The following is a 15,879-nucleotide window of genomic DNA, read 5'->3' as shown; positions in this document are numbered from 1 at the left end:
TGTCGCGAACCCAATTAAAAGTTCGGCCGTATCTGCTAGAAACCTCGAACTAGGGGCGGCCGCATCGCCATGACGACGCTTGACGGCACCGACATCTTCTACGGCGCGATTCCGGTCTTTCGTGGCTTTGCCAGCCTGATGGACCCGGCGATGTATTCGCCGTTGCCGGACGACTGGGCGGTCGGCGTCGCCGATATCGTGGAATCGACCAGGGCGATCGCCAACCAGCGCTACAAGGCGGTCAACATGGCCGGTGCCTCGGTCATCGCCGCTGTCGCCAACGCGCTCGAAGGGCGCGAATTTCCGTTCGTGTTCGGTGGCGATGGCGCCAGCTTTGCGGTGTCGCCCGGCGATCTCGAGCGGGCGCGCGATGCGTTGGCGGCGACCGCGACCTGGGTCGAGGAGAGTCTCAATCTTTCCATGCGCGTGGCGCTGGTGCCGGTCAAAGACATCCGGGCGCAGGGCCTCGATGTGCGCGTGGCCCGATTCGGGCCGTCACCCAACCTGTCCTATGCGATGTTTTCCGGCGGTGGTCTGGGCTGGGCGGACGCCGCGATGAAGCGCGGCGCGTTCGCGGTGCCGGCGGCGCCGCCCGGCACGCAGCCCGATCTGTCCGGACTGTCGTGCCGGTTTGAGGAAATTCCGACCACGCGCGGGCTCATCCTGTCGGTGCTGGTGGTGCCAGCCGGCGGCGCCGATCCGCATCGTTTCCGCAAGGTGATCGAGGACATCATCCGCCTGGCCGAACAATCTCCGGATGCCGGCCGGCCAGTACCGCCGGGCGGGCCGCCGCTGCGCTGGCCGCCGGCCGGCGTCGAGTATGAAGCGCGCGCCGCCCGCGGCGGGCCGCTGCTGAAACGGCGCGGTGTCGTGCTCGCGGTGACGCTGTGGGCCTATGTCGTGATGCGCTTCGGCATCAAGGTCGGCAAATTCGTGCCGAAGAATTACGTGCAGCAGGTGATTGAGAATTCCGACTTCCGCAAATATGACGACGGCCTGCGGATGATCCTCGACTGCACCGAGGAGATGCAGCAAGCGCTGGCGGACCTGCTGGCGAAGGCGGCATCGGAGCGGATCGTGCGCTACGGCCTGCACCGGCAAGACGCCGCGATGATGACTTGCTTCACGCCCTCGGTGATGCGTAGCGATCACGTCCACTTCATCGACGGCGCGCGCGGCGGATATGCGTCGGCGGCGACGGCGCTGAAGGCGATGGCGGCCTGATGCAGGTGCCGTAGCGGAGAATCTACCGTCCCACCCGCGTCCAGGTCTCGCCGCCGCACAGCGCACCGACGCAGCCTTCTACGCGCAGCGCGTCCGGCCCGGCCAACGAGATACTGCTCGCGTAGCTGGATCCGTCATCGGCGTTGTAGATCTGGCCCGACCATTTGCTGGGCGCGACCGGCTGCATGCCGCTGAACAGCGGCAGGCCGATCATGGCTCGCTGCCTCAGCGCCGGGTTGGGATTCTTGTCATCGACCTGCGGCTTGCCGGTGGCGGGATCGATCGGTGCCTTGAGACCGACGATGACGCCGCAAATGCCGCCGCCGCATTTGCTTACCTTCACCCGTGCGTCGCCGGACTGCGTCAGCCAGACGCCGGTCGGCTCGCCTGCGCCTTGTGCGCGAACCGGCGGAGCGGCCAGCCATGCTGCCGCGATCGCGATGATGAAAGCCGTCGCAATGGTGAAAGATGTTTTGCCAGCCATGAATCATTCCCCGAAAAGCAGGCTTGCATAGCAACAAATCAGATTTGCGCAACTTCACATTAAGTTCGTTGCACAACCTGGCCGTTTATTTGCCCCAGCGGGTGAGTCGGACCGACAGCGCCGTGCCGAGGCCATAGACGACCATGGCGACGCCGACCAGCGCGAACATCTGCCACGCTGGAGCTCCCGCCGATGCCAGCAGCCAGCCGCCGCCACCGACGATCAGCAGCCTTGCGGTTCCGGCCATGACCGGACCGCCGACCTTTGCGGCGCCCTGCGAGGAGAAATAGAGGCAGGCGCCGATGCCGAAAAATGCGAACGCTGGTCCGGCCCAGGTGAAATACGAGTGCGCCGCGGCCGTGACGCCGGGGTCGCTGGTGAACAGCGACACCCAAAGCGCAGGCTTCGCCGCGACGATCAGCCCGATGGCGCCGACCGTGATGCCGGCGGCGAGCCCCGCGGTCCAGGCCACCTGTCGCGCGCGCGTGACGAGACCCGCCCCGATCGCCATGCCGACCATCGGCACCGAGGCGACGCCGAAAGCGAAGGAGATCGGCGTGAGCAGGAATTCCAGCCGCGAGCCCATGCCGTAGCCGGCGAGAATCTCGGTGCCGTAGCCTGCGAGGATTTTTGTGAAAATCAAGACCGTTAGCACCGTCTGCAGCGGCGACAGGCACGACACCGCGCCGACCTTGAGGATGTCGAAGAACATGGCGCGCTGGAACGTAAAACCCTTGAGCTTCAGAGTCAGACGGCTGCGGCCGCTCAGGAGATACCAGGCCAGAAACAGCGCACCTAGCGTGAACGCGGTGAGCTGGCCCGCGGCCACGCCGCCCATGCCCAGTTTCGGCAGACCGAACAGCCCGAGGCCGAGTGCGCCCCCGACAGTGATCTGCACCAGCGCGGTGCCGATCAAGGTCACCGATGGAATGCGCATGTCGCCGGTGCCGCGCACCACGGAAGCCAGCGTGTTGACCAGCCAGATCGAAATCGCGCCCGAGAACAGCACGTGCGAATACTGCATGGCCTGTTCGAGCACGCCGCCACTGCCGCCCAGCAGCGTATAGAAAGTTCGGCCGAACATGAGCATGACAGCGGTGAAGAAGATTCCGGCGCAGGCGCCGATCATTGCGGCATGCAGCGCCAGCGTCGCCGCGCGATCGCGTTCGCCGGCGCCGATCGCGCGGCTGATCGCGGAAGAGACGCCGCCGCCCATCGCCCCCGCCGACATCATCTGCGTGAGCATGACGAACGGAAACACCAGCGCGATGCCGGCCAGCGGTTCGGTGCCGAGCCGGCCGATATAGGAGGTCTCGAACACGGCGACCAAGGTGGTTCCCACCATGGCGATCGCATTGGGCAACGCGAGCTTCAGCAGCGTCGGCAATATCGGCGCGTTGAGCAGGCTGTTGGCCGGGGCGGACGGGACTGCGGGGCGCGCGTCGAGCGGGGCGTCAATGGTCATGCGGCGCAGGTGATCCAAATTCAATAAATTACGCCTGACATATTATCCGGCGACGGCGCCGCAAGCCACCCGCGCATCGCGCAGGGGTCACCATGGCAGGCCGCATAGGTCGATAATTCCGTCGCGCGGCTTGCGCGTGAAATCGAACACATATGGCGCCATCGCCTGGAAGCGAATTTTTCCCTCCGGCTGCTCGGCATAGACCTCGCCCTGAAACGGATGCCAGCCCCGCGTCTGGTAGAACGCCTCATTGCGCGGCTCGCAGAACAGCATCGCAAAGCGCACCGCCTCGTGATCCCGCAGCGTCCGGATCGCGGCGTTCAGCGCCAGCGTGGCATAGCCGCGCCCGCGGCAATCCGCCCGCGTCGAAACGCCGCCGATGCCGCCGATCTCGACCTTTCGTCCGTCCCACGTCGCCGTGCGGAAATAGATGCCGACGTGGCACAACAGTCCCGGCTGGGCGGCATCCTCCGGCACGTCGATCAGCACCCGCAAATCGGCATGGGCCCATTTGACGTGACCCCAGGGCAATTTTTCGATTTCCGCGCGCGGCCAGACCGCCTGCAGCAGCGGTTCGGCCCGCGGCCAGGAGGAATCACCGTTCAGGACGTCGATCTCGATACTCATGTCATTCCTCGTCGGGGGCGTCCGGTGATACGCTCGACGCGCAGGACGCCAGGCAGGCCCCACCGGCTTCGCCAAATTGCGGTGTTTAACCGCCATGGAACCTTCTATAAGGGTTTCCGTTAAACTTCGTCTCCCATCAGTTCGGACATCACCCATGACCTTCACGCTGCCCAATCTGCCCTATTCCCACGACGCCCTTGCGCCCCACATGTCCAAGGAAACGCTGGAATATCACCACGACAAGCATCACCAGGCTTACGTGACCAACGGAAACAACGCGATCAAGGGGACCGAGTTCGAAGGCAAGTCCCTGGAAGAGATCGTCAAGGGTTCGTTCGGCAAGAATCCGGCCGTGTTCAACAATGCCGGCCAGCATTACAACCATCTGCATTTCTGGAATTGGATGAAGCCGAACGGCGGCGGCAACAAGCTGCCCGGCCGTCTCGAAAAGAAGATCACCGAGGACCTCGGCGGTCTCGACAAGTTCAAGGCCGATTTCGCCGCCGCCGGCGTCGGTCAGTTCGGTTCCGGCTGGTGCTGGCTGTCGGTGAAGAACGGCAAGCTCGAAATCTCCAAGACAGCGAACGGCGAGAGCCCGCTGGTCCACGGCGCCACGCCGATTCTCGGCTGCGACGTCTGGGAGCATTCCTACTACATTGATTATCGCAACCGCCGTCCCGACTATCTCAAGGCGTTCTGCGATTCGCTGATCAACTGGGATTATGTCGACGAGCTCTACGGCAAGGCTGGCGTCTGAGCATTATCACGGCATTCCGGCCCGCACAGCGCGAACCCGGAATGACGGGAGAACAGGGCGGTAGCTGCGGCTGCCGCCCTTTTCGTTGGTGCTTTGCCGATATAGAAATGCTGCGATGAGCTATTTGCTGGTCTTTGTCGGTGGCGGGCTTGGCGCCAGTCTGCGCCATTTCATCAACGTCACCTGCGCCCGCTGCATGGGCACCGGGTTTCCCTGGGGCACTTTCATCATCAACATTACGGGCTCGACCGTGATGGGTTTGATCGCGGGTTATCTCGCCTTCAAGGGCGAGGCCTCGCAGCCGTGGCGGCTGTTTCTGATGACCGGCATCCTGGGCGGCTACACGACGTTCTCGGCCTACTCGCTCGACGCGGCGCTGCTCTATGAGCGCGGCGAACTGGGCCTTGCGGCGCTTTACGTGGTCGGTTCGGTCCTGCTCTCGCTGGCCGGGCTGTTTGCCGGTCTGGCGCTGGTCCGGCAGCTCACCTGAACGGACGGTCCGCAGGCGAGGGCGTGTGGCGTCCCCGCATGGGCATGCCTGAGATGCGCAGGGCTATCGTTGCGCCGCCTCCATGGCGGGACTAAGCAGGATGCCGCAGCATCACACCGAACCCATCACCTTTGTCAGAATCTCCGATCAAAGACCCGGCGCCCGCCGACGACGCCGAGCCGAAGCCGCGCCGCGCCCGCAAGCCGGTGGGCTGGTCGATGATATTCATCGGCGCGCTGGTCGCGGTCTGCGCAGGCTTGGTCTGGCGGCGCGACGGCATCGACGGCGTACTCAAGATCCTCACCGAGGACCTCTGGCTGTTCGGCGAGATCATGCCGCGCGTGCTGGCGGGCTGCCTGCTCGGCGGCTTCATCGCGGAAATTCTGCCGCACGACAAGGTTTCCCGATCGCTGGGGCCGAACTCCGGACTGAAGGGATTGCTGATCGGCACGGCGTTCGGCGCGATCCTGCCCGGCGGTCCCTTCACCGCCTATCCGGTGGCGGCTGCGCTGCTTACGGTCGGCGCCGATTTCGGCGCCACCATCGCGATGGTGGTGAGCTGGACGCTGATCGGCTATGGCCGCGCTGTCGCCTGGGAACTGCCGATTCTTGGTGCCGAGTTCACGCTATGGCGCATCGTGATCTCGCTGCCGATCCCGGTGCTGGCTGGCGCGCTTGGCCGCTTCCTCTTTGTGCGGATGTATCCGAAGGGCGAGCCGTCGTGAGCGCCTCCGCGCTGATCATCGACGTGACGCTGTGGGGGTCGGTGTTGATCCTGGGCTTCATGGCGTGGCAGCGCGGCCGCGTCGTGCTGGTGTCGTCGGTGCGCGAAGGCAGCATGGACTTCATCAACATCGTGCCGCGCATTGCGCTCGGCGTGATCGGCTCCGGCTATATCGCCGCCGTCATCCCGCCGGAAGTCATCACCGGCTGGCTCGGGCCCGACAGCGGCTGGCTCGGCGTGCTGGCCGCGGTCATCGCGGGCGCGGCTACCCCCGGCGGTCCCGTGGTCGGCTTCTCGATCGGCGCGGTTGCCTTGAAGGTTGGTGGCGGCTCGCCGCAGGTAATCGCCTATGTCGTGGCCTGGGCGCTGTTCGCCTTCCAGCGGATGATCCTGTGGGAAATCCCGTTCATGCCGGCCCGCTTCGTCTGGTTTCGCGCGGCGGTCTCAGTGCCGTTTCCGTTTCTGGCGGCAGCGATCGCGATGGCGATCGGAAAGCCGTAGCGTTACGCCAAGGCATCGGCCCTGATGTCGCGTTTCGGGGTGCTCAGCCAGATCGGCACGTGGCATCCGCTGTGATCCCGATCACTGTCGATGCTTCGACGGCGTGGGGGCTTGTCTGGCAACCCCGATCTTCACGCGAATCATGAAGGCGGTTTAGCCGGCGCAGACCGACGTTTTTTAGTCGTCAGGCCGAGATCACACTTCGCTTCAATGCGTCGCCGGCAACGCCGGAGCCTTGAAATGAAGCCTGCCGGCGTCGTTCAGCGCATTATCGCTGTGGCGAACTTGTCGCACTGTCGAATTCCGACACGTCGTTGTACGGGCACAACAGCTTTCCCGGCCGAACCGCTGTATTCACCGAACATCAGCGCGTGAGATACATCCACAATGGGGCTTCCATGAAAAAGTTTTTTGCTTGCATTGCTTTGAGCGTCTTCCTTCCAGCGTCGGCGATGGCCGCCGACCTCGCCGCGCGGATGCCGGTCAAGGCGTCGCCGATTGCGGCAACGGTTTTCAGCTGGAGCGGCTTCTATGTAGGCGGGCACGTCGGCTACGGCTGGGGCCGGTCGCGGACCGACGTCGGCCTGCCTGACGCGTTGGACTGCGGCGGCGGTCTGAGTTGCGAAAGCATCGCGCACGATGTGAATGGCGCCTTCGGCGGCGGCTTCATCGGGTACAATTGGCAAGTGAACTCTTTCGTGTTCGGCCTCGAAGCGGAAGGCGGCTACATCGGTGCCCGCCACACGGTGTTCTCGGCGATTGCGCCGGATCATCGGTTCGAAACCAGCTACGGCGGCTATGGCGCGTTCACGGGTCGGCTCGGCGTCGCCTTCGATCGCGCGCTGTTCTACGCCAAGGGCGGCTTGGCCGTCGCCAGCATCAAGAACGAGGCGTTGGACGATTTTCCGACGCCCGATCCCGAGCATATCGGCCGCAGCAATTCGACGCGGGTCGGCTGGGCCGCCGGCGGCGGCATCGAATATGCCCTCACCAACAACTGGACCATCCGCGGCGAATATCTCTACATGCAGTTCGAGAACAAGACGGTGTTCGACCTCGGCGACGGCAGCGGCGGCGTTCCGCCGGCGACCCAGCCGAGCCCCTATACTTTCCACGATCATCTGCACACCGCACGCGTCGGATTGGCGTACAAGTTCTGAGCGGTGTGAATACCGACCACGCGGCGGCGCGGCGCATACTCGAAATGAAAACCCCGGGCGTGAGCCTGGGGTTTTTATTTTGGCGGTCGTCCCGCGGCTGTGATGCTCGGTTGACTCGTGGCGCAGGCCGAGTGGCAAACGTCGTTCTGGTGAGAAGCCACACGCCGAACAAGGCCAGCCACGCCGCGCACATCAGGGTCAGCGGATGCGACCACGCGCCGGTTGCCGGCCACAATTCCCAGAGCCAGTAGGCCTGCGCGATGCTTGGCAGCAGGAACGTGAACACCAGCCCGGTAAAACTCGCGGGCGCGGTCAGCAGCGTGGTGAATGGATCAGAATGCCAAGCATGCAGAGCAGGAATTCAGAGATACCCCGCACCGATTGCCAGTTCAGGCCCTGCAGCGCATGCGCCAGCGTTTAGGCACCGACGAATAAGCTCGGCGACGAAGCCGTCCGGCCAGTAGTGGAAGACAGCCAGCAAACCCATGCCCAGCGTCACGGCGTCGAACAACCGGGCGCGCAGACCGTGGCCGGCTCCGGCAGGGCGCTTTCCGGGCAGGGGTTCGTGGTCACCACGGGAGTTGGTCGCCCGGATTGGGCGCCGCGTTCACTGACATGGCGTGGGGACGGTATTAGGGGCGGGCTGGCCACCCGGGGACGCGTGGACTTCCGCAGTGTTATATTATAACGTCAAGCCATGCCGCACGCCCATCCCCACGATCACGCCCATCATCACCACAGTCACGCCCATGGCCCGGCGACGCCACATCCGCCGCAGGCTGCCCCATGGTCGATCCTGCGCATGACCGTGGCGGGGCGGCTGGCCGCCGCGCTCGCCGTCAGCGTGGCGCTGTGGGCCGTCGTGCTGGTGGCGATGAGGTGAGCATGGCCGCACAGATCACATTCCGCGACGTTACGCTGGGCTATGACCGCCACCCGGCGGTGCACCACCTCGACGGCCAGGTCGCGCAGGGCGCGTTGCTGGCGGTGGTCGGCCCGAACGGCGCCGGCAAATCGACGCTGTTTCGCGGGCTCGCCGGCATCCTGAAGCCGCTCGCGGGCTCGATCGATCTTGGCGGCCTCGATATTCGCGACATCGCCTATCTGCCGCAGAGCGTGGACATCGACCGGACATTTCCGATCTCGGTGTTCGATCTGGTCGGCACCGGCCTGTGGCGCACGACCGGCTTCTTCGGCGGCATGGGCAAGACAGCGCGGCAGAAGATCACGCAGGCGCTGGCTTCGGTCGGGCTCAACGGCTTTGAAAACCGTTCGATCGGCACGCTGTCCGGCGGCCAGATGCAGCGCATGCTGTTCGCGCGCGCGCTGCTGCAGGATGCACGGCTGATCGTGCTGGACGAGCCGTTCAACGCCATCGACGCCAAAACCTCGACCGACCTGCTGGCGCTGGTGCGGCGCTGGCACGACGAGGGGCGCACGGTGCTGGCGGCGTTGCACGATTTCGATCTGGTGCGCGCGCATTTTCCGGAAACGCTGCTGCTGGCGCGCGGACCGGTGGCGTGGGGACCGACCGCGCAGGTGTTGACCGTCGAAAACCTTACACAGGCGCGGCGGATGTGCGAAGCATTCGACGACACGGCGGCCGCTTGCGCCGTGGACGCCGCGGCGCCGCGGGCGGCCTGATGTTGTACGACGCGCTGATCGCGCCCTTTACCGAATTCGAGTTCATGCGCCGCGCGCTCGCCGCCGTGATTGCGCTCGCGCTCGGCGCCGCCCCCATCGGCGTGTTCCTGATGCTGCGGCGGATGAGCCTTGTCGGCGACGCCATGGCGCACGCGATCCTGCCGGGAGCGGCGATCGGCTTCCTCGTCTCTGGCCTCAACCTGTTCGCGATGACGACGGGCGGGCTGATCGCGGGCTTTACGGTCGCGCTGCTCGCCGGCCTCGTCGCCCGCCATACCGAGCTGAAGGAGGACGCCTCGCTTGCGACTTTCTATCTGGTGTCGCTGGCGCTCGGCGTCACCATCGTTTCCGTCAAGGGCACCAACATCGATCTGCTGCACGTGCTGTTCGGCAACATTCTCGCAATGGACGACCAGACCCTGCTGGTCATCGCCTTCAACGCCACCATCACACTCCTGGTGATGGCGGTGATCTATCGCCCGCTGGTGATCGAATGCGTCGATCCAGTGTTCCTGCGGACCGTCTCGCGTGCCGGCGCGCCCGCGCATCTGGCGTTCCTCGCGCTGGTCGTGATCAACCTCGTCAACGGCTTTCACGCGCTGGGCACGCTACTCGGCGTCGGTCTGATGATCCTGCCCGCCGGCATTGCGCGGTTCTGGTCGCGCGACATCACCGGCATGATCTGCATCGCGGTCGCCAGCGCCGTCGTTTCGGGCTATGCCGGGCTGGTGCTGTCGTTCCAGACCAGGATTCCCTCGGGACCCGCAATCATCCTGATCGCGGCGGGAATCTACGTGGCGTCACTGTTGTTCGGTCCCGTCAGCGGACTGGTGCGGCAAATGTTTCCCGGCCGCCATCTCGAGGCCTAGTCATGATCCGGATATGTCTCATCGCTTTCGCCTTGTTTGCGGCCGTGGCTCCGGCGCAGGCGCAGGAGCGCCTCAACGTCGTCGCGAGTTTCTCGATCCTCGGCGATTTTGTGCGCAACGTCGGAGGCGATCGCGTCAATGTCACCGTGCTGGTCGGCCCCGACAGCGATGCCCATGTCTATGCGCCGACACCTTCGGACGCAAAAAAAGTAGCAGATGCGAAGCTCGTCTTTGTCAACGGCCTTGGCTTTGAGGGCTGGCTGCCGCGGCTGGTGAAATCCGCCGGTGCCAAGGCTTCGGTCGTGACTGCGACGACGGGCATCGCGCCGCTCAAGCTCGGCTCGGAGGCCGATCCGCACGCCTGGCAATCGATCGCGAACGCGAAGATCTACGTCACCAATATCCGCGATGCGCTGGCAGCCGCAGCACCTGCGGAAGCGGAAGGCTTCAAGTCGCGTGCTGCCGCCTATCTGGCCGGTCTCGACGCGCTGGAGCGCGAGGTGCGCGATGGGATCGCAAAAATCCCCGAAAGCCGCCGCAAGGTGATTTCCACGCACAATGCCTTCGGCTATTTTGCCGCCGCCTACGGCGTCCAGTTCATTGCCCCAGTCGGGGTCTCGACCGAATCCGAAGCCAGCGCCCGCGATGTTGCAAGGATCATCACCCAGATCAGGGCGGCCAAGATACCGGCGGTCTTCCTCGAAAATATCAGCGACCCCCGCCTGATGGGCCGGATCTCGGCCGAGACCGGCGTCCGGGTCGGCGGAACGCTCTATTCCGACAGCCTGACCGGCGAAAAGGGCGATTCTCCCACTTACATTGCAATGGTCAGGCACAATATAAAGGCGCTGACCAGCGCGCTGAGCCCATAGGGCAGGGGCCCTCCCTGTCTGCCGGCGTGACCATTAATTCCGCCCGGAGCTGTTATGTCTGAACCTTCGTCCCCAAAAATTCCAGTGACCGTGCTGACGGGTTATCTCGGCGCCGGCAAGACCACGCTGCTCAACCGCATCCTGTCGGAAAACCACGGCAAGAAATACGCCGTCATCGTCAACGAATTCGGCGAGATCGGCATCGATAACGATCTGATCATCGGCGCCGACGAAGAAGTGTTCGAAATGAACAATGGCTGCGTGTGCTGCACTGTGCGCGGCGACCTCGTGCGCATCCTGGACGGGCTGATGAAGCGCAAGGGCAAATTCGACGCCATCATCGTCGAGACCACGGGATTGGCCGATCCTGCGCCGGTGGCTCAGACCTTCTTCGTCGATGAGGACGTGCAGAAGAACGCCCGCCTCGACGCCGTCGTCACCGTGGCTGACGCCAAATGGCTGAGCGACCGTCTCAAGGATGCCCCTGAAGCCAAGAACCAGATCGCGTTTGCCGACGTCATCGTCCTGAACAAGACCGACCTCGTCTCCAAGGCCGAACTGGCCGAAGTCGAGGCGCGCATCCGCGGAATCAACCCCTACGCAAAACTGCACCGTACCGAGCGCTGCAAGGTGGCGCTGGCGGATGTGCTGGAGCGTGGCGCGTTTGATCTGGATCGCATCCTGGAGATCGAGCCGGAATTCCTCGACGCCGGCGACGGGCACGATCATCACCATGATCACGATCACCACCACGGCCATGACCACGATCACGGCCACAGCCATGGCGGGCTGAAGCACTACCACGATGAGGACATGCAATCGCTGTCGCTGCGGTCGGACAAGCCGCTCGATCCAACCAGATTCATGCCGTGGCTGCAAAACCTCGTCGCCACCGAGGGCCAGAAGATTTTGCGGTCGAAGGGCATCCTCGCCTTCACCGATGACGACGACCGCTACGTGTTCCAGGGCGTACACATGATGCTGGAGGGCGATCACCAGCGGAAATGGAGGGACGGCGAGGCGCGCGAAAGCCGGGTCGTCTTCATTGGCCGCGAATTGCCGGAACAGATGATCCGCGACGGTTTTGAGAGCTGTATTACCACGTGATGAAAGAATTCGATCCGGGCGAAATGCCCTCCATCGCTTCCCTCACCGACCAGGTGAGAAAGCTCCCCGTCGGCATGCCGGTCACCTCGGTTCATTTCCTCGGTGACACGGCGGTGTTTATCGGCGCCGAGGAAACCGCGGCGATGGTCAACGAGGCCGGTGAAATCTCGACCGTCGCCATCCATGGCGGTGCCGTGCTCTGCGCAGCATGCGACGGCAAGCGAATCGTCACCGGCGGTGACGATGGCAAGGTCGTTGCGCTCGACGCGAAGGGCGAGGTTACGGTGCTCGCGACCGACGCCAAGCGGCGCTGGATCGATAATGTCGCGCTGCATCCCGACGGCGCGGTGGCGTGGTCGGCCGGCAAGACGGCGTTCGTCCGCAGCGGCAAGGGCGACGAGAAGAGTTTTGATGCGCCCTCGACCGTCGGCGGCCTCGCCTTCGCACCGAAAGGACTGCGTGTGGCGGTCGCCCACTACAATGGCGTGACGCTGTGGTTTCCCAACATGGCGGCCAAGCCGGAATATCTCGAATGGGCCGGCTCCCACCTCGCCGTCACCTTTAGTCCCGACAACAAATTCCTGGTCACCGGCATGCATGAGCCGGCGTTGCACGGCTGGCGGCTGGCCGACAACAGGCACATGCGGATGAGCGGCTATCCCGGCCGCGTCCGTTCGATGTCGTGGAGCGTCGGCGGAAAGGGGCTCGCCACCTCGGGCGCCGATACCGTGATCATCTGGCCGTTCACCAGCAAGGACGGTCCGATGGGCAAGGAGCCGGCGATGCTGGCGCCACTGCAGGCGCGCGTCTCCGCGGTGGCCTGTCATCCAAAGCAGGACATCATGGCCGCGGGCTACAGCGATGGCACCATCCTGATCGTCCGGCTCGAGGACGGCGCGGAAATCCTGGTGCGCCGCAATGGCGGCGAACCGGTTTCGGCGCTGGCCTGGAACGCCAAGGGCACGCTGCTGGCCTTCGGCACCGAGGATGGCGACGCAGGGATGCTCGAATTCTAGGCGGTTCGGGCGGGCTTGAGCCGCCGCGGAACCTTGCGCCTTGCCGGCCGTTGACCCCGCGAACAATCTTGTGGGGTTGACCGAGATGTCTGCCGAAAGCCGCCAACGCGAATACCGACGGGAAATGCTGCTGGCATCCATGCTGATTGCGGCAGGGTTGGGCATTTCGGCACTGGCACTGACCGTGCTGAGCACCAGCGGACCCTTGCAGATCGCGCAGGCAACGCAGCCGACGCAGTCGACGCCCGGCGCAGAAACAAAGCCGTCTGCGCCGTCCGAACCGGCTACGACCGGTCAAAGGCCCTCGGACATTCCGCCGCAACCGGCCCGTCCCGACGAGGACGCGCAGAAGGCAGGTGCCCAGCCTGCGCTGCCGCCGGCGCCCGCGGAGAAGATCGCGCCGCCGATCCGCGAGAAATGATCGCTCTGCGCCGTCGATTGTGCACGCGCAAAATCGGTGACCGGTGCCTCTACGTCGATCCGAAGCGCGAATCTGCAACCATCAATTTGTATGAGGCGGCGTCGGCGCCTCCCTCGAACGCCTTGTGCTGCTCCCCAACAAGCGGATAGGCTTGCCGTAATAACGGCCGGCAGCTCGAAAAACAGCCGGCAGCTCGGGGAGTGATGCATGCGTGAGCTGACGCCTGAAACGATCACGGACGCCGTGCTCGACCAGATGGCGACGACGCCGGACCCACGCCTGAAGGCGATCATGGCGTCGGCGGTCAAGCATCTCCACGCCTTCGCCCGCGAGGTCAATCTGACGCCCGCGGAATGGATCAAAGGCATCGAATTCATGACCGCCGCCGGCAAGATGTGCTCGCCGGAACGGCAGGAATTCATCCTGTTGTCCGACACGCTCGGCCTCTCGGCACTGGTCAATGGCCTGCACGACGCCACCGCCCTGGAAGACGCCACCCACACCAGCCTGCTCGGTCCGTTCTACCGCGAGGCGACACCGACGCTCGCCGCCGGCAGCTCGATCGCCAAGAATTCCAAGCCGGACAGCGAATGCGTGCTTTACGGCCGCGTCACCGAGGTCGCCGGCAAGCCGGTCGCGGGCGCCACCGTCTCGATCTGGCAGACCGGCGCCGACGGCCTGTACGACATCCAGACCAGCGCGACATCAGTCGATTATCGCGGCGTGTTCGCAACCGATGCCGATGGCCTCTATGTACTGCGCACAGTCAAACCGCTCGGCTATTCGATTCCCATGGACGGGCCGGTCGGCGCCATGGTGAAGGCGCAGGCGCGGCATGGCATGCGGCCGGCGCATATTCATTTCCTGGTCGGTGCGTCCGGCTATCGCGAACTGGTCACCGCGCTCTATCTGCGCGACGATCCTCATCTCGCCGACGATGTGGTGTTCGGCTCGTCGGGCGATCTCGCCGTCGAGGTCAAGGCCAACGATCCGGACTGCCCGATCAAGGGCATGCCGAGCATCCGCTTCGACATGCGGCTGTCGCGCGAGAGCGAGGCCGACAAGACCAGCGGGCGCGTCGGCGCCGATCCGTCTGCGATCATGAAACAATCGGCCAGAAACGAAACCGCGCCGGCAGGCGCCGGATAATCCCGGCATAGGCGCATCCGATCATCGACCGGACGAAGATCCGGCGAAACCAAAATCACACAGAAAACAAAACGAATAAGGGGGAAGTAATGAAACGCAGGACATTTCTCGGCGGCGCGATGGCCGCGGCGGTCGCAGGGCGGGCTACAGGCGCGCTCGCACAACAACCGCCGATCAAGATCGGCATGTCGATGCCGCAGACCGGCGGGCTTGCCGGCGGCGGCAAGGCTTCGCTGCTCGGGATCGAAATCTGGCGCGACGATATCAATGCCAAGGGCGGCCTGCTCGGCCGCAAGGTCGAGCTGATCGTCTACGACGACAAGTCGAGCGCCTCGGAGACGCCGGCGATCTACTCCAAGCTGGTCGATGTCGACAAGGTCGATCTGCTGTTCGCGCCCTATGCGACGGTGCCGACCGCGCCGATCATGCCGTTCGTCAAGCAGCGCGGCTTGCTGTTGATGGGCAATTTCTCGTTCCAGGTGAACAGCAAGGTCGGCCACGACATGTGGTTCAATAACGCGCCGTGGGGGCCGGCGGACAGTTGGGCCTCGTCGTTCATCGACCTGGCGCAGAAGGCCGGCGGCAAGAACATGGCGCTGCTCGCGGCCGACCAGGAGTTCGCCCAGAACCTGGCGCTGACGGCCCGCGATGTCGCCAAGAAGCGCAACCTCCCCGTCGTGTTCGATCAGTCCTATCCGCCGAACACGGTCGAGTTTGCGTCCATCATTCGCGCGCTCAAGGCGACCAAGCCCGATATCGTCTACGTCGCGTCCTATCCGCCGGATTCGGCCGGCATCTTGCGTGCCGTGAACGAGATCGGCATCGGCGACGACGTCAAGGTCTTTGGCGGCGGCATGGTCGGCCTGCAGTTCGCGGCCGTGATGTCGAATCTCGGTTCGCTGCTCAACGGCGTCGTCAACTACAACACCTGGCTGCCGGAACAGAGCATGTATCACGCCGGCACCAAGGAGTTTTTCGAGGTCTACACCAAGCGCGCCGTCGAAGCGAAGGTCGACCCGCTCGGCTATTATCTGGCGCCATACGGTTACGCCACCGGGCAGATGATCGAGGCGGCGGTCAACGCGACCAAGTCGCTCGACCAGAAGGGCCTCGCAAAGTATTTGCGGGAGAACGAGCACAAGACCATCGTCGGCCCGATCGTGTTCGCGGCAGACGGCGAGTGGAAAGAAAGCGCAACGGTGCAGGCGCAGTTCCGGGGTGTGGTCGACAAGGATGTCGAACAATTTCGGAAGCCGGGCAAACAGGTGATCCTGTACCCCGACAAATTGAAGACCGGCACGCTCATCAGTCCCTTCGAGGCAGCCCGGAAGTAGGCTTCGTGGCTGTTTCTGCGCGTCGCCGAGGGGGG

18 protein-coding genes are annotated in these 15,879 nt (G+C 64.4%); 15 read left to right on the top strand and 3 right to left on the bottom strand.

The window, feature by feature from the left end; genetic code table 11:
* The first annotated feature begins 69 nt into the window (after positions 1-69).
* Entirely contained in the window at positions 70-1,224 is a 1,155-nt protein-coding gene (locus tag QUH67_RS31035) for a DUF3095 domain-containing protein (RefSeq protein ID WP_300943394.1), read from the top strand.
* A 22-nt stretch (positions 1,225-1,246) separates the two neighbouring features.
* Here QUH67_RS31035 and QUH67_RS31030 read toward each other — a convergent pair whose 3' ends face one another.
* From QUH67_RS31030 to QUH67_RS31020, 3 genes are all read right to left on the bottom strand, one after another.
* Positions 1,247-1,708, bottom strand: a complete 462-nt coding sequence (locus QUH67_RS31030) for a DUF2147 domain-containing protein (protein ID WP_300943392.1) — start codon at positions 1,706-1,708, stop codon at positions 1,247-1,249.
* A gap of 85 nt (positions 1,709-1,793) precedes the next feature.
* Positions 1,794-3,173 carry an MATE family efflux transporter gene (locus QUH67_RS31025; RefSeq protein ID WP_300943390.1) on the bottom strand — a complete coding sequence of 460 codons (1,380 nt, stop codon included), beginning with the start codon at positions 3,171-3,173 and terminating at the stop codon, positions 1,794-1,796.
* A gap of 87 nt (positions 3,174-3,260) precedes the next feature.
* Entirely contained in the window at positions 3,261-3,800 is a 540-nt protein-coding gene (locus QUH67_RS31020) for a GNAT family N-acetyltransferase (RefSeq protein WP_300943388.1), read from the bottom strand.
* A 154-nt stretch (positions 3,801-3,954) separates the two neighbouring features.
* On the opposite strand from QUH67_RS31020, the gene QUH67_RS31015 reads away from it, so the two are divergent.
* The 14 genes from QUH67_RS31015 (at position 3,955) to QUH67_RS30950 (ending at position 15,844) form a co-directional block, all read left to right on the top strand.
* A complete protein-coding gene (locus QUH67_RS31015) occupies positions 3,955-4,557 on the top strand; it encodes a superoxide dismutase (RefSeq protein WP_300943386.1) in 603 nt (200 codons plus the stop codon).
* Positions 4,558-4,672: 115 nt separating this feature from the next.
* Entirely contained in the window at positions 4,673-5,047 is a 375-nt protein-coding gene (crcB, locus tag QUH67_RS31010; protein ID WP_300943384.1) for a fluoride efflux transporter CrcB, read from the top strand.
* Between the two features lie 131 nt (positions 5,048-5,178).
* On the top strand, positions 5,179-5,772 hold the full coding sequence (locus QUH67_RS31005; RefSeq protein ID WP_300943382.1) for a permease: 594 nt from the start codon (positions 5,179-5,181) through the stop codon (positions 5,770-5,772).
* A gap of 59 nt (positions 5,773-5,831) precedes the next feature.
* Entirely contained in the window at positions 5,832-6,272 is a 441-nt protein-coding gene (locus QUH67_RS31000) for a hypothetical protein (protein ID WP_320416158.1), read from the top strand.
* Positions 6,273-6,670: 398 nt separating this feature from the next.
* Positions 6,671-7,432 carry an outer membrane protein gene (locus QUH67_RS30995; protein ID WP_300943378.1) on the top strand — a complete coding sequence of 254 codons (762 nt, stop codon included), beginning with the start codon at positions 6,671-6,673 and terminating at the stop codon, positions 7,430-7,432.
* 697 nt (positions 7,433-8,129) lie between these two features.
* A complete protein-coding gene (locus QUH67_RS30990) occupies positions 8,130-8,315 on the top strand; it encodes a hypothetical protein (RefSeq protein WP_300943376.1) in 186 nt (61 codons plus the stop codon).
* Positions 8,316-8,317: 2 nt separating this feature from the next.
* On the top strand, positions 8,318-9,076 hold the full coding sequence (locus QUH67_RS30985) for a metal ABC transporter ATP-binding protein (RefSeq protein ID WP_300943373.1): 759 nt from the start codon (positions 8,318-8,320) through the stop codon (positions 9,074-9,076).
* Positions 9,076-9,945: a metal ABC transporter permease gene (locus tag QUH67_RS30980; protein WP_300943371.1), complete on the top strand. Its 870-nt coding sequence runs from the start codon at positions 9,076-9,078 to the stop codon at positions 9,943-9,945. The genes QUH67_RS30985 and QUH67_RS30980 overlap by 1 nt, the downstream gene beginning before the upstream one ends.
* Before the next feature lie 2 nt (positions 9,946-9,947).
* The gene (locus QUH67_RS30975) at positions 9,948-10,817 is read left to right on the top strand and encodes a metal ABC transporter substrate-binding protein (RefSeq protein WP_300943369.1); all 870 of its coding nucleotides are present in this window, start codon (positions 9,948-9,950) and stop codon (positions 10,815-10,817) included.
* 54 nt (positions 10,818-10,871) lie between these two features.
* Positions 10,872-11,924, top strand: a complete 1,053-nt coding sequence (locus QUH67_RS30970) for a CobW family GTP-binding protein (RefSeq protein WP_300943367.1) — start codon at positions 10,872-10,874, stop codon at positions 11,922-11,924.
* Positions 11,924-12,940, top strand: a complete 1,017-nt coding sequence (locus tag QUH67_RS30965) for a WD40 repeat domain-containing protein (protein WP_300948232.1) — start codon at positions 11,924-11,926, stop codon at positions 12,938-12,940. The genes QUH67_RS30970 and QUH67_RS30965 overlap by 1 nt, the downstream gene beginning before the upstream one ends.
* Before the next feature lie 124 nt (positions 12,941-13,064).
* Complete coding sequence (locus QUH67_RS30960) at positions 13,065-13,361, top strand: hypothetical protein (RefSeq protein ID WP_320416110.1); 297 nt, start codon at positions 13,065-13,067, stop codon at positions 13,359-13,361.
* Positions 13,362-13,568: 207 nt separating this feature from the next.
* Entirely contained in the window at positions 13,569-14,510 is a 942-nt protein-coding gene (locus QUH67_RS30955) for a dioxygenase family protein (RefSeq protein ID WP_300943363.1), read from the top strand.
* Between the two features lie 89 nt (positions 14,511-14,599).
* Positions 14,600-15,844 (top strand): amino acid ABC transporter substrate-binding protein, encoded by a 1,245-nt coding sequence (locus QUH67_RS30950; protein WP_300943361.1) that lies wholly within the window; start codon positions 14,600-14,602, stop codon positions 15,842-15,844.
* The last annotated feature ends 35 nt before the right edge of the window (positions 15,845-15,879 follow it).

This window comes from Bradyrhizobium roseum (genome assembly GCF_030413175.1).
GTDB lineage: Bacteria > Pseudomonadota > Alphaproteobacteria > Rhizobiales > Xanthobacteraceae > Bradyrhizobium > Bradyrhizobium roseum.
The sequence above is the reverse complement of the archived record's forward strand: the minus strand, read 5'-3'. Positions and strand labels throughout refer to the sequence as shown.

Excerpts from the sequence above, each read along its gene's own strand:
- QUH67_RS30950 (WP_300943361.1), top strand. The coding sequence starts at position 14,600 with ATGAAACGCAGGACATTTCTCGGCGGCGCGATGGCCGCGGCGGTCGCA.
- QUH67_RS30975 (WP_300943369.1), top strand. The coding sequence starts at position 9,948 with ATGATCCGGATATGTCTCATCGCTTTCGCCTTGTTTGCGGCCGTGGCT.
- QUH67_RS30955 (WP_300943363.1), top strand. The coding sequence starts at position 13,569 with ATGCGTGAGCTGACGCCTGAAACGATCACGGACGCCGTGCTCGACCAG.
- QUH67_RS30970 (WP_300943367.1), top strand. The coding sequence starts at position 10,872 with ATGTCTGAACCTTCGTCCCCAAAAATTCCAGTGACCGTGCTGACGGGT.
- crcB (WP_300943384.1), top strand. The coding sequence starts at position 4,673 with ATGAGCTATTTGCTGGTCTTTGTCGGTGGCGGGCTTGGCGCCAGTCTG.
- QUH67_RS31015 (WP_300943386.1), top strand. The coding sequence starts at position 3,955 with ATGACCTTCACGCTGCCCAATCTGCCCTATTCCCACGACGCCCTTGCG.
- QUH67_RS31025 (WP_300943390.1), bottom strand. The coding sequence starts at position 3,173 with ATGACCATTGACGCCCCGCTCGACGCGCGCCCCGCAGTCCCGTCCGCC.
- QUH67_RS31035 (WP_300943394.1), top strand. The coding sequence starts at position 70 with ATGACGACGCTTGACGGCACCGACATCTTCTACGGCGCGATTCCGGTC.
- QUH67_RS30990 (WP_300943376.1), top strand. The coding sequence starts at position 8,130 with ATGCCGCACGCCCATCCCCACGATCACGCCCATCATCACCACAGTCAC.
- QUH67_RS31030 (WP_300943392.1), bottom strand. The coding sequence starts at position 1,708 with ATGGCTGGCAAAACATCTTTCACCATTGCGACGGCTTTCATCATCGCG.
- QUH67_RS30995 (WP_300943378.1), top strand. The coding sequence starts at position 6,671 with ATGAAAAAGTTTTTTGCTTGCATTGCTTTGAGCGTCTTCCTTCCAGCG.
- QUH67_RS31020 (WP_300943388.1), bottom strand. The coding sequence starts at position 3,800 with ATGAGTATCGAGATCGACGTCCTGAACGGTGATTCCTCCTGGCCGCGG.
- QUH67_RS30980 (WP_300943371.1), top strand. The coding sequence starts at position 9,076 with ATGTTGTACGACGCGCTGATCGCGCCCTTTACCGAATTCGAGTTCATG.
- QUH67_RS30985 (WP_300943373.1), top strand. The coding sequence starts at position 8,318 with ATGGCCGCACAGATCACATTCCGCGACGTTACGCTGGGCTATGACCGC.
- QUH67_RS30960 (WP_320416110.1), top strand. The coding sequence starts at position 13,065 with ATGCTGCTGGCATCCATGCTGATTGCGGCAGGGTTGGGCATTTCGGCA.
- QUH67_RS31000 (WP_320416158.1), top strand. The coding sequence starts at position 5,832 with ATGGCGTGGCAGCGCGGCCGCGTCGTGCTGGTGTCGTCGGTGCGCGAA.
- QUH67_RS30965 (WP_300948232.1), top strand. The coding sequence starts at position 11,924 with ATGAAAGAATTCGATCCGGGCGAAATGCCCTCCATCGCTTCCCTCACC.